Here is a 12,742-nt window from a genome sequence, read left to right on the forward strand (position 1 = left end):
ACACCCGTTCCCATACCGAACACGGAAGTTAAGCTCTTTAGCGCCGATGGTAGTTGGGGGCTTCCCCCTGTGAGAGTAGGACGTCGCTAGGCAATGTAAACAGTCAGCTGTGTGCTGGCTGTTTTTTTATTTTTACGAAAAACCTTAATAATTTATCAATAATTCCACAAAACTTGCTTAAAATAAGACAGAGCTTAACTAACATTTATTCTAAATGTAGAAGAAATTAAAAAAGGCTATATTTTCTTCAATATAAAAAAGGAAGAAAAGTCTATTAAAGATGGCACTTAGAAAAATCTGAATTGTCTTTCTTTTATAAGTTTCTTGACAGTAGCTTAGCACGTTGTTAATCTTACAATTAATATTCTTTTAACTATAGGAGGACGTTACGAAAATGTGGGAAACTAAATTTGCCAAAGAAGGTTTAACTTTTGATGATGTATTATTAGTACCAGCCCATTCAGAAGTATTACCGAAAGATGTTGATTTATCAGTTCAACTAACACCGAAGATTAAATTAAATATTCCAATGATCAGCGCAGGCATGGATACAGTTACAGAATCTAAAATGGCAATTGCTATGGCACGTCAAGGTGGCATCGGTATTATCCATAAGAACATGTCGCTTGATGAGCAAGCTGAGCAAGTAGAAAAAGTAAAACGTTCTGAAAATGGTGTTATTACAAACCCATTCTTCTTAACTCCGACTCACCAAGTTTTCGATGCTGAGCATTTAATGGGTAAATACCGAATTTCTGGTGTACCAATCGTTGATAGCATGGAAAATCAAAAGCTAGTAGGGATCATTACAAACCGTGACTTACGCTTTATTTCTGACTATTCTTTAAAAATTGAAGATGTTATGACAAAAGAAGATTTAATTACAGCTCCTGTTGGAACGACTCTAGAGGATGCTGAAAAGATTCTTCAACAATATAAAATCGAAAAGTTACCAATTGTAGATGAAGAAGGTAAATTAACTGGATTAATTACAATTAAGGATATCGAAAAGGTAATTGAGTTCCCTAAAGCTGCAAAAGACATACATGGTCGTTTATTAGTAGGGGCAGCAGTAGGTGTTTCAAAAGATACGATGATACGTATTGAAAAGCTTGTTGAAGCACAAGTAGACATCGTAGTTATCGATACAGCTCACGGTCATTCTGAGGGTGTATTACAAACAATTCGCTCTATCCGTGAATCTTATCCAGAGCTTGAAATTATCGCTGGTAACGTGGCAACAGCTGAAGGTGCACGCGCATTATTTGAGGCTGGTGCAGATGTAGTGAAAGTTGGTATTGGACCAGGATCTATTTGTACAACTCGTGTCGTAGCTGGTGTAGGTGTACCACAAATTACAGCTGTTTACGATTGTGCAACAGTAGCACGTGAACTTGGGAAAACAATTATTGCTGATGGAGGCATTAAATATTCTGGTGACATCGTAAAGGCTCTTGCAGCGGGTGGTAATGTGGTAATGCTTGGTTCACTTCTTGCAGGTACTTCTGAATCTCCTGGTGAAACTGAAATCTTCCAAGGTCGTCGATTCAAAGTATACCGTGGTATGGGTTCAATTGGGGCTATGGAAAAAGGTTCAAAGGATCGTTATTTCCAAGAGGATGCGAAAAAATTAGTGCCTGAAGGTATTGAAGGTCGTCTTCCTTACAAAGGACCTCTAGCGGATACTATTTATCAATTAATTGGTGGTATTCGTGCAGGTATGGGCTATTGCGGTTCAGCTAACCTTGAGTTCTTACGTGAAAATGCTCAATTTGTTCGAATGACAGGTGCAGGTCTACGTGAATCACATCCACATGATGTACAAATCACAAAAGAATCACCAAACTATTCGATGTAATATATTACTAGCAACTTTTATGCTCTCGAATCGTCTACAAAGATGACACGAGAGCATTTTTTTATGATAGAGAGTGCGCACGGACATTACTATATATGATAAAATGTCGAGGACAAGAATATTTTTTTGGAGGGCTTTAAAGGTGAAAAAGACAATGAACACTGTTATACGCTTACTCCTAATTCCTGTTTTGTTATTTAGTGTTTTAGCAGGTATTCCAGCGAAGGCAAATGCAGAAACAGATTTAGGACTACACGTGGATGCTGCAATTTTAATTGACGCAGATTCAGGAAAAATTTTATATGAACAAAATGCAGATACTTCACTAGGTATTGCGAGTATGACAAAAATGATGACTGAATACCTGTTATTGGACGCAATTGAAGCAGGTACAGTTAAGTGGGATCAGGAATATCATGTAACTGATTATACGTATAAAATGTCTCAAGATCGTGCGTTAAGTAATGTACCATTGCGTAGAGATGGATCTTACACAATTCGTGAATTATATGAGGCGATGGCAATTTACTCTGCAAATGCTGCTACAGTTGCTATAGCAGAAACAATTGCGGGTACTGAAACTGAGTTTTTAAAGCTAATGAATAAAAAAGCAGAAGAGCTTGGTCTTACAGACTATAAATTCGTAAACTCTTCTGGTCTTAACAATGCAAATCTATTTGGTATGCATCCAGCAGGTACTGGACCAAATGATGAAAACGTAATGCCTGCTAAGTCTGTAGCTAAATTAGCATATCATTTACTAAAAGATCATCCAGACGTATTAAAAACATCTAAAATTGCCAAAAAGACGTTCCGTGAAGGTACAGAAGATGCAATTAATATGGAGAACTGGAACTTTATGTTGCCAGGATTAGTGTACAAATATGAAGGCGTTGATGGATTAAAAACAGGAACAACAGACTTTGCGGGACATTGCTTTACAGGTACTGCAGTGCGTAATGGTACACGTTTAATTTCTGTTGTAATGAAGGCTGTAGATGCAAACGGAGAAGGCTCATATAAAGCTCGCTTTGATGAAACAGCTAAATTATTTAACTATGGCTTCTCACAATTCTCGAAACAAGAAATTATCCCAGCGAACTATAAGTTTAAAGATCAAGAAACAGTAAAAGTTACGAAAGGTAAAGAAAAGAATGTAGCAATTGCTGTTAAAGAACCAGTTTCATTTATGATCAAGTCATCTGAAAAAGACTTATATAAACCTAAACTAGTATTAGATAAAAAGAGTCTTGAAGCAGGGGTTAAGAAGGATACAGTTGTCGGAAAGGTAGTTATTGAGCGCTCAGAGGGCACAGATCACGGTTTTATTGACGGTAAGGGTCTTAAGGCTGATGTTGTCACAACAGAGGCTGTGGAGCGTGCTAGTGGTATCTCATTATTCTTCCAAGGTATTGGTAGCTTCTTCGGAAACTTATGGGGCAGCATTACTGACTTTGTCGGTGGCTTATTTTAATAATTAATCTAAAGAACACGTAGATGTTTTCAAACATCTCGTGTTCTTTTTCACGTTTTTACACTTTACTGCATACGCTATTAGGCGAAAGGATGTGGCTAAATGTGTGGCATTACAGGATGGGCTAGCTTTCAAAAGGATTTAAGAACAAGTAATGAAATTCTAAAGTTAATGACGCAAACATTAAATAAACGAGGGCCTGATGATGAGAATATATGGTGTAGTGAGCATATTGCATTTGGCCATCGTCGGTTAGCTGTCATAGATTTAATCGGTGGAAAGCAACCGATGAAAAAAGTACATGATGGTGCAAACTATGTCATTACATATAATGGCGAACTTTATAATACAGAAGAGTTAAGGAAAGAGCTTCAAAATCGAGGGCATGTTTTTACAACGCATTCAGATACGGAAGTATTATTAACTGCTTATATTGAATGGAAAGAGCAGTGTGTTGATTTTTTAAATGGAATTTTCGCTTTTGGTATATGGGATGAACAATCACAATCTCTTTTTTTATGTCGAGATCGACTAGGTGTAAAACCTTTGTTTTACACAGAACAACAAGACGGCCTGCTTTTTGCATCCGAGGTGAAAGCATTATTAGCTCATCCATTGATTAAAACAACCGTTAATACGGAAGGGCTAGCAAATATGATGGCTGTAGGGCCATCTAGAATGCCCGGAAAATCACTTTTCCAAAATATTAGTGAGCTACGTCCAGGATATGCAATGCGTTTCTCTAGAGAGGGTATACGAGTTTGGCAGTATTGGCAGTTACAAAGTAAAAGACATGAAGAGTCATTAGAGGAAACGATCGAACATGTCCGTTTTTTGCTAACGGATGCTATTGAACGACAGCTTGTTTCAGACGTACCGATTTGTACATTTCTTTCAGGCGGATTAGATTCCAGCATTATTACTGGAATTGCAGCAAACAGGTTTCATGAACAAAACAAAGGCATGCTCCATACGTATTCTATAGATTATGAGGATAATGAACGCTTCTTTAATCCACATGCTTTTCAAACATCAACAGACACGTATTGGATTCAAAAAATGACAGATACCTTTAGTACAACACATCATGCTGAGGAAATTTCTCAGCAGCAATTAATCGATTGGTTGGTAGATTCAGTCGTTGTTAGAGATTCACCAGGGATGGCAGATGTAGATTCATCGTTACTATGGTTTTGTCGAGAAATAAAAAAAGACTTTACCGTTGCACTATCCGGTGAATGTGCAGATGAAATTTTCGGCGGCTATCCATGGTTTACAGAAAAGACAACAGGCTTTCCTTGGATTCGTTCACTGTCTGAAAGATCAACAATGTTACAAGAGCGGTGGCGTAAGAAATTAAAAGTTGAATCATTTGCACAACAAGCATATTCGCAAACAATTGCCGAAGTACCATATCTTGATGGAGAGAGTATTGAGGCAGTAAGGCAACGTGAAATGTTTTATTTGAATACGGTATGGTTTATGCAAACATTGTTGGAACGAAAAGACCGTATGAGCATGGGGGCGAGTCTTGAAGTTCGTGTTCCGTTTGCAGATCATCGACTTGTTGAATATGCGTGGAATATTCCTTGGGAAATGAAAAATTTAGGAGGTATAGAAAAGGGTTTGCTTCGTAAGGCAATGCAACATTTATTGCCAGAAGAAGTTTTATATCGGAAAAAGAATCCGTACCCTAAAACATACCATCCAGTTTATACAGCAGGTATTCAAAAATGGCTAAGAGAAATAATGGAGGATAAAAATTCAATTCTTCATGAATTGTTTGAGCGACAGAAGCTAATAGGGCTAATTGAAACTGGTGGCAGTTCTTTCAAAGTTCCTTGGTATGGACAATTAATGGCAGGTCCACAGCTTTTGGCTTATCTTGGCCAAATCCATACATGGTTTAAGCTATATAATATTCAACTAATTGAATCGTAATATAACGGAAACACCGATCAACCTTTTAAGGTAAGGTTGATCGGTGTTTTTTCTGTACGTCCCAACAACTCATTAGCTTTTCAATAGAAGGTTCAATTTCATGTACAGGTATGCCTCCAAAACCTAGTAAAAATTGAGCTTGCGATGGTGTAGAGTGATCTAGGCGATAATCAGATAGTGGATAGATTTTGATTTCCGCATTGGATGCGAGCTGCTGTAAATGCTTTTCGGACAAAGTATGCTGTACATCTAGTAAAATATGCATTCCTGCTTGCTCACCGGTAATATTAATTTGATTAGAATAGTTTTCTAAAATAGAAGTAAGTTTTTCATGCTTTTTTCGATAAACCTTCCTCATACGATTTAAATGCTTTGCAAAATGGCCATCACGCATAAAATTAGCTACGATATGTTGATCAAAACGGGGTACCGTTGATGAATAGTAATTAAACATATCATTATAAGTAGCAAGTAATTTTGATGGAAGTACAAAATAAGCAACACGCAAGGACGGCATTAATGATTTTGTAAATGTACTCATATAAATGACTTTATCATTTCGATCTAATGCATGAAGTGCAGGAATTGGCTTTCCAGTATAACGAAATTCGGAATCGTAATCATCTTCAATAATGTATCGAGAGGAGCTTTGTGCGGCCCAATTTAAAGCCTGTGCACGTCTTGTAGCCGATAATACTGCTCCTGTAGGGAATTGGTGTGATGGCGTAATATAGACAACGTCAGCGCTAGTTTTTTCGAGCTCATGAATGACAATTCCTTCATCATCGACCGCAATTGGATAGACTTTTCGTTTATGCTGGGAAAACATACGATGCACAGCTGGATATCCAGGGTTTTCAAGCGCAAAGCAAGTATCGTCACCAAAGAGGCGCAATATCATTGGTAGAAGCTGTTCAGTTCCTGAGCCGATGACAATTTGCTCGGGACTACAAACAACCCCGCGTGATTGAAATAAATAATTAGCAATCTCCGTTCGTAAAGATAGCTCTCCTTGAGGCTCACCTGTTAATAATAATTCCTTTGAGGCATCATCAAAGAGCTCTTTCGCATATTTTCGCCATGTTTGAAATGGAAAGGCATCAATATCGATAGAACCAGGATTAAAATCTATCTTGTAAGATTTTTTCTTAGGTTGCTCGTGTAAAGAAACTATTGTGTCCTGCTGAATATATGGAAGCTCGTCAATTTCCTCTACAAAATAACCGACACGTGATTTAGACATAATATAGCCTTCTGCAAGTAGCTGTGCATATGCAATTTCAATAGTTGTTTGAGAAATATTCAAAAAATCGGCTAATTTTCTTTTTGATGGTAATTTTTCTCCTACTGCAATTTTCTTTGAAATTATAGCTTCCTTAATGCCGCTATAAAGCTGGTCATAGAGCGGTTTTTCACCATTTTTTTCTAGTTGGAATAATAACATGTCCATGTTCATTCATCCTCCTGACCTTATGGTTATTTTGTAAACTGGATATTTTTATATGGTCAATTTCAATTATACTAAATTTCATCATAAAGGTGGAGGTTAGAAATCATGAGACAAACAGGTACAGAATTAGTTAAGCGCGGGATGGCGGAAATGCAAAAGGGTGGCGTCATTATGGATGTTATTAATGCAGAGCAGGCGAAAATTGCGGAAGCGGCAGGAGCTGTAGCTGTCATGGCATTAGAACGAGTACCATCAGACATTCGCAAGGCGGGTGGTGTTGCACGTATGGCTGATCCTCGTATTGTCGAGGAGGTATTGGGGGCAGTATCTATTCCTGTAATGGCTAAAGCGCGTATTGGACATATTGTAGAAGCAAGAGTGTTAGAAGCAATGGGTGTTGATTATATTGATGAAAGTGAAGTATTAACGCCAGCAGATGAAGAGTTTCATTTATTAAAAAGTGACTACACAGTGCCCTTTGTTTGTGGGTGTCGTGATTTAGGTGAAGCTGCTCGACGCATTGGTGAGGGAGCTTCTATGCTACGAACTAAAGGGGAACCAGGGACAGGTAATATTGTTGAGGCAGTTCGCCATATTCGAAAAGTGAATGCGCAAGTACGTAAGGTAGTTGGTATGACAGAGGACGAATTAATGACAGAGGCTAAATTGCTGGGTGCTCCTTTTGAATTATTAAGAGAAATTAAGCGTCTTGGACGTTTACCAGTAGTAAATTTTGCAGCAGGTGGAGTTGCTACGCCAGCAGATGCAGCATTAATGATGGAGCTTGGAGCTGACGGTGTATTTGTTGGTTCTGGTATTTTCAAATCAGAAAACCCAGAGAAATTTGCTCGTGCAATTGTTGAAGCTACTACGCATTATAAGGACTACAAGCTAATTGCTGAAATTTCAAAAGAGTTAGGTGTTCCGATGAAAGGCATCGATATTGCACAGCTTAGTCAAAATGAGCGTATGCAAGAGCGAGGCTGGTAAAATGAAGCGAATCGGTGTTTTAGCATTACAGGGCGCGGTGCGAGAGCATGTGCAAACGTTAGAGTCTCTCGGATGCGAAGCGGTCTTAGTAAAACAAAGAAGTGATTTAGAGAAGCTTGATGGACTTGTCTTGCCTGGTGGAGAAAGCACAACGATGTGCAAATTGCTGAATCGATACGAGTTATTAGAGCCAATTCGCACACTTGCAAAGCAAGGTTTACCGATGTTTGGAACATGTGCAGGATTGATTTTATTAGCAAGGGACTTAGTGGATTATGAATCACATTTAGCAGTGATGGACGTGGTAGTTGCACGGAATTCTTATGGACGTCAAGTAGATAGCTTTGAAGTGAAGCTCGACATACCTGAAATAGGTCCTGCCATTCCGGCTGTCTTTATACGCGCGCCACATATTGTTTCTGTAGGTGAAGGTGTTGAAGTATTAGCAGAGCATGACGAGAAAATCGTTTTAGCAAAAGACGGTCATTTATTAGGTTGTTCCTTCCATCCAGAATTAACGGAAGATACACGTATTCTTGAATATTTTGTATCTTTTATGGTATGACTTGCAAAATCTCATCTCATATAGTACAGTATGGATAAAATTTAAATAACTTAACACGATGATGGGAAGTAGTAACAAGCATGTTTTTTTTAGAGAGTCAGCGGGTGGTGGAAGCTGATAAAAGCACTTGTGAATCCGTCCTGGAGTTGCGCAGTCGAAGTGAATGAAGTAGGCTGTCGCCGGCTGAAATGCCGTTATGAAATAAGTGGATTAGACAAAGTACAAAGTGTCTAGTCAATTAGGGTGGCAACGCGGGTAGCTCTCGTCCCTTTTGGGGATGAGGGCTTTTTTGTGTTTCCACTAACTATTTTCCCATCATTAATAATCTACTGGAGGTATGACGATGTTAGATATTAAACGCGTGCGCGACAATTTCGCGGAAATTAAAGAAATGCTATTAACACGTAATGAGGATTTAGGAAACTTAGACGATTTTGAACAATTAGATGCAAAGCGTCGTGAATTAATTGCAAAAACAGAAGAGCTTAAAGCTGAGCGCAATAAAGTATCTGAGCAAATTTCTATTATGAAGCGTAATAAAGAAAATGCGGATGAAGTTATTGCACGTATGCGTCAGGTTGGCGATGAAATTAAAGAGCTAGATGTCCAATTAAATGATGTAGAAGACCGCTTTAAAGATATGATGATGCGTTTACCAAATGTTCCACATGAATCTGTACCAGTTGGCACAACAGAGGATGATAATGTAGAGGAATATACTTGGGGTGAGGTACCAACATTTGATTTTGACATTAAAGCACACTGGGATATCGCTACGGACTTACAAATTGTAGACTTTGAACGTGGTGCAAAAGTGACTGGTAGTCGTTTCTTGTTCTATCGTGGTCTTGGCGCTCGTTTAGAACGCGCATTAATGACGTTTATGATGGACTTACATGCAGAAGAGCATGGCTATGAAGAAATGCTACCACCTGTAATTGTTAATCGCGATAGCTTAACAGGTACAGGACAACTACCTAAATTTGAAGAAGATGTCTTTAAATTAGTTGATACAGATTACTTCATGATTCCAACAGCAGAAGTACCTGTGACAAACTTCTACCGTGATGAAATTTTACCGGTTGAAGCTTTACCACAAGGCTTTGCAGCATATAGTGCTTGCTTCCGTTCAGAGGCAGGATCTGCGGGCCGCGATACACGTGGTTTAATTCGTCAACATCAATTCAACAAAGTAGAATTAGTACGCTTTGTTAAACCAGAGGAATCTTATGAACAGTTAGAACTATTAACAGGTCATGCTGAAAAAGTACTGCAATTATTAGGATTACCATACCGCAAACTAAAAATGTGTACAGCTGATTTAGGCTTTACTGCAGCGAAAAAGTACGATTTAGAAGTTTGGATTCCAGCACAAAATATGTACCGTGAAATCTCTTCATGCTCTAACTTTGAAGATTTCCAAGCACGTCGAGCAAATATTCGCTTCCGTCGTGAGCCAAATGCAAAACCGGAGTATGTACACACATTAAACGGCTCAGGTCTTGCAATCGGCCGTACAGTAGCAGCAATATTAGAAAACTATCAACAAGCGGATGGAAGTGTAGTGATTCCTGAAGTATTAAGACCATATATGGGCGGAAAAGAAGTAATCGCTCCAAAGTAATCGGAGTCGAAAAATGAAAAAACTACTGTTGAAATTTCAACAGTAGTTTTTCTTTTTAACCAATAGCGTGAATTTTTTATTAAAACTCTTCATTTTCAACAATTAAAGCTTGTCGAGCCTTTTTCTCGGCCTTTTTTCGTTCACGTAAAGCTCGGAAAAAATCGGTTAAGATTTGTCCGCATTCCTCAGCTGAAATTCCTTCTGTTACTTCACATTCATGGTTAAAGCGTGCATCGTTTAATAAACGATAAAGTGAATCTACACAGCCAGCTTTTATATCTCTTGCACCATATACAACACGTGGCACACGAGATTGTAAAATGGCACCTGCACACATAGGGCAAGGTTCAAGCGTCACATAGAGTGTTGTTTTTTCAAGACGCCAGCTACCTATTTTTTTACAAGCTTCTTGAATAACCATTAGTTCAGCGTGCGTCGTCGCGTTTTGTGTTGTTTCTCGTAAATTATGAGCACGTGCAATAATCTCTCCATCGTAGACAAGCACGGCTCCTATCGGCACTTCTCCAAGTAAAGCTGCTTTCTTAGCTTCTTCCAGTGCACTGTTCATAAACAATCGGTCTGTTTCAAAAATATCCACTATGATCTCTCCTTATCATTTAGTGTATCTTGCTTAATTGACAATTGCTACTGTCAAATAAGTCTCGGCAACATCGCCTCCGTATTATGTAAGAAGTTAAAACGTTGACATATTTAAAATAACCATCTATATTTATATATGAACACATGCTCATATATAAATATAAAAGTTAGGGGTAAGCTAAATGGACGAAAAACTACAAAATACAGAGGTTCATAATAACAAAGAACAACATTTAGACGAAGAGACATTATTCGTCGTGTCTCAAACATTTAAAGCTTTAAGTGATCCGACAAGAATTCGCATTTTGAATTTATTATGTACGGATGAGCATTCAGTCAACGACATCGCTGAAATTTTAGATTTAGGCCAATCAACAGTTTCACATCAGTTACGTTTTTTGAAAAATTTACGGTTAGTGAAATATAGAAGGGAAGGAACAACCTTATATTATTCAAAAGATGATGACCACATTATGAATTTGTTAATGCAAGCTATTGAGCATGCTACACATAACTAGAACTAATGGAGGGATGAGAAATGGGACATAATCATGATCACAGCCATGACCATACACATGGCGCAAATAAAAAGGTGTTAATCTTATCATTTATTATTATTACGAGTTATATGGTTGTTGAAGCGATTGGTGGCTATTTAACAAATAGTTTGGCTCTTTTATCCGATGCAGGACATATGTTAAGTGATTCAATTTCATTAGCAATAGCTTTACTTGCTTTTATATTTGGAGAAAAGGCTGCGAGCTATAGTAAAACATACGGTTATAAACGATTTGAAATTTTAGCAGCGGTATTAAATGGTGTGACTTTAATTTTGATTGCTTTATTTATTTTCTATGAGGCAATAGAACGTTTTGCCAATCCGCCAGAAGTAGCAACAACAGGCATGCTAATTATTAGTACAATCGGTCTTTTGATAAATATTTTAGTAGCATGGATTATGATGCGTGGCAGTGATACAAAAGATAATTTAAATATGCGTGGAGCTTATTTACACGTATTAAGTGATATGCTTGGATCTGTAGGGGCCATCGTTGCCGCACTGTTAATAATGTTTTTTGGCTGGGGCTGGGCGGATCCACTTGCGAGTGTTATTGTTGCAGCATTAGTATTAAGAAGCGGCTACTATGTAACGAAGGCTGCTGTCCATGTTCTTATGGAAGGCACACCTTCAAACGTTGACGTTGAAGAGATTGTAAAAACTATTGTACAAACAAATGGCGTTCATAGCATTCATGATTTACACATTTGGACAATAACAAGTGGAACAAATGCACTTTCTTGTCATGCCGTTGTCGATGATCAGCTAAAAATTGTGGATGGTGAGCATATATTACGGGAAATTGAACATAATCTTGAGCATAAGGGCATAAAGCATGTAACGATTCAATTGGAAACAGTAGCGCATAAGCATGACCAATCAATTTTATGTACAATAAAAACTGAGCAGTCGAATCACCATCATCATTAATAAAAATATTTAGTTCTTTTTACACTTTGCATACCCTTCTCGGGTATAGTATGATGAGTGTGAGTAGGAGGTGTGTTGTATGGAGGATATAGTGAAAGAGGATGTTTGTCATACAGAGGAAGGTATGTCGTGTCGAAAAAGCCATCATCCTGAACGCGTAAAAAAAGATTTAACGACTCGTTTAAATCGAATCGAAGGTCAAATCAGAGGCATTAAAGGGATGATTGACAAAGATGTTTACTGCGATGATATTATTACGCAACTGTCTGCCACACAGTCTGCTTTAAATAGTGTAGCAAAAATATTGTTAGAAGGTCATTTAAAGGGATGTGTAGTAGATCGTCTATCAGAAGGTGATGAAGAAGTGTTAGACGAATTAGTAGTGACTATCCAAAAATTAATGAAGAAGTAGTAAAATTTTTAATAAATATATACCCCTATATAGTATATAAAATAAAAGGAGAGATATTTTATGCAAAATGTAACATTAAACGTACAAGGAATGTCATGTGGACATTGTGTAAACTCAGTGGAAAAAAGTGTTGGGGCTTTAGCAGGCGTTGAACAAGTAAAAGTAAACTTAGCTGATGGTTTAGTAGATGTAGCATTTGATGAAACACAAGTATCTCTAGATCAAATTAAAGAAACAATCGACGATCAAGGCTATGATGTTAAATAATATAAATAGGGTGCTCAAGTAGCACTCTATTATTTTCAATTACACATACCCCCTGTTGGTATGTAGGGAGGA

12 protein-coding genes, 1 rRNA gene and 1 other annotated feature are annotated in these 12,742 nt (G+C 37.9%); of the genes, 11 read left to right on the top strand and 2 right to left on the bottom strand.

Annotated elements, in window-relative coordinates; genetic code table 11:
- The 4 genes from rrf to asnB all read left to right on the top strand — a co-directional run.
- Positions 1-92 (top strand): 5S ribosomal RNA (rrf, locus tag ACQKN4_RS23865); the annotation flags it as partial.
- 302 nt (positions 93-394) lie between these two features.
- On the top strand, positions 395-1,858 hold the full coding sequence (guaB, locus tag ACQKN4_RS23870) for an IMP dehydrogenase (protein ID WP_079564035.1): 1,464 nt from the start codon (positions 395-397) through the stop codon (positions 1,856-1,858).
- A gap of 142 nt (positions 1,859-2,000) precedes the next feature.
- On the top strand, positions 2,001-3,332 hold the full coding sequence (locus ACQKN4_RS23875; RefSeq protein WP_079564038.1) for a D-alanyl-D-alanine carboxypeptidase family protein: 1,332 nt from the start codon (positions 2,001-2,003) through the stop codon (positions 3,330-3,332).
- Positions 3,333-3,434: 102 nt separating this feature from the next.
- Positions 3,435-5,273 carry an asparagine synthase (glutamine-hydrolyzing) gene (asnB, locus tag ACQKN4_RS23880; RefSeq protein ID WP_427485033.1) on the top strand — a complete coding sequence of 613 codons (1,839 nt, stop codon included), beginning with the start codon at positions 3,435-3,437 and terminating at the stop codon, positions 5,271-5,273.
- A 25-nt stretch (positions 5,274-5,298) separates the two neighbouring features.
- Here the strand turns inward: asnB and ACQKN4_RS23885 are convergent, their stop codons facing one another.
- Positions 5,299-6,723 (bottom strand): PLP-dependent aminotransferase family protein, encoded by a 1,425-nt coding sequence (locus ACQKN4_RS23885; protein WP_427485034.1) that lies wholly within the window; start codon positions 6,721-6,723, stop codon positions 5,299-5,301.
- Between the two features lie 105 nt (positions 6,724-6,828).
- On the opposite strand from ACQKN4_RS23885, the gene pdxS reads away from it, so the two are divergent.
- From pdxS to serS, 3 genes are all read left to right on the top strand, one after another.
- On the top strand, positions 6,829-7,713 hold the full coding sequence (gene pdxS, locus ACQKN4_RS23890) for a pyridoxal 5'-phosphate synthase lyase subunit PdxS (RefSeq protein ID WP_427485035.1): 885 nt from the start codon (positions 6,829-6,831) through the stop codon (positions 7,711-7,713).
- Position 7,714: 1 nt separating this feature from the next.
- On the top strand, positions 7,715-8,278 hold the full coding sequence (gene pdxT / locus ACQKN4_RS23895) for a pyridoxal 5'-phosphate synthase glutaminase subunit PdxT (protein ID WP_427485040.1): 564 nt from the start codon (positions 7,715-7,717) through the stop codon (positions 8,276-8,278).
- Positions 8,279-8,327: 49 nt separating this feature from the next.
- Positions 8,328-8,551 (top strand) — a binding site (T-box leader).
- Between the two features lie 70 nt (positions 8,552-8,621).
- The gene (gene serS, locus ACQKN4_RS23900) at positions 8,622-9,902 is read left to right on the top strand and encodes a serine--tRNA ligase (RefSeq protein ID WP_079564048.1); all 1,281 of its coding nucleotides are present in this window, start codon (positions 8,622-8,624) and stop codon (positions 9,900-9,902) included.
- A 79-nt stretch (positions 9,903-9,981) separates the two neighbouring features.
- Here serS and tadA read toward each other — a convergent pair whose 3' ends face one another.
- On the bottom strand, positions 9,982-10,500 hold the full coding sequence (gene tadA / locus ACQKN4_RS23905) for a tRNA adenosine(34) deaminase TadA (RefSeq protein WP_170939073.1): 519 nt from the start codon (positions 10,498-10,500) through the stop codon (positions 9,982-9,984).
- A 184-nt stretch (positions 10,501-10,684) separates the two neighbouring features.
- On the opposite strand from tadA, the gene ACQKN4_RS23910 reads away from it, so the two are divergent.
- The 4 genes from ACQKN4_RS23910 (at position 10,685) to copZ (ending at position 12,670) form a co-directional block, all read left to right on the top strand.
- Positions 10,685-11,020: an ArsR/SmtB family transcription factor gene (locus ACQKN4_RS23910; protein ID WP_079564051.1), complete on the top strand. Its 336-nt coding sequence runs from the start codon at positions 10,685-10,687 to the stop codon at positions 11,018-11,020.
- Positions 11,021-11,040: 20 nt separating this feature from the next.
- On the top strand, positions 11,041-11,991 hold the full coding sequence (locus ACQKN4_RS23915; RefSeq protein ID WP_427485036.1) for a cation diffusion facilitator family transporter: 951 nt from the start codon (positions 11,041-11,043) through the stop codon (positions 11,989-11,991).
- Positions 11,992-12,070: 79 nt separating this feature from the next.
- On the top strand, positions 12,071-12,403 hold the full coding sequence (locus ACQKN4_RS23920) for a metal-sensing transcriptional repressor (protein ID WP_079564056.1): 333 nt from the start codon (positions 12,071-12,073) through the stop codon (positions 12,401-12,403).
- Between the two features lie 60 nt (positions 12,404-12,463).
- Positions 12,464-12,670: a copper chaperone CopZ gene (gene copZ / locus ACQKN4_RS23925; protein ID WP_068986807.1), complete on the top strand. Its 207-nt coding sequence runs from the start codon at positions 12,464-12,466 to the stop codon at positions 12,668-12,670.
- The last annotated feature ends 72 nt before the right edge of the window (positions 12,671-12,742 follow it).

The organism is Lysinibacillus sp. NPDC093692, from assembly GCF_050280125.1.
Classification (GTDB): Bacteria; Bacillota; Bacilli; order Bacillales_A; family Planococcaceae; genus Lysinibacillus.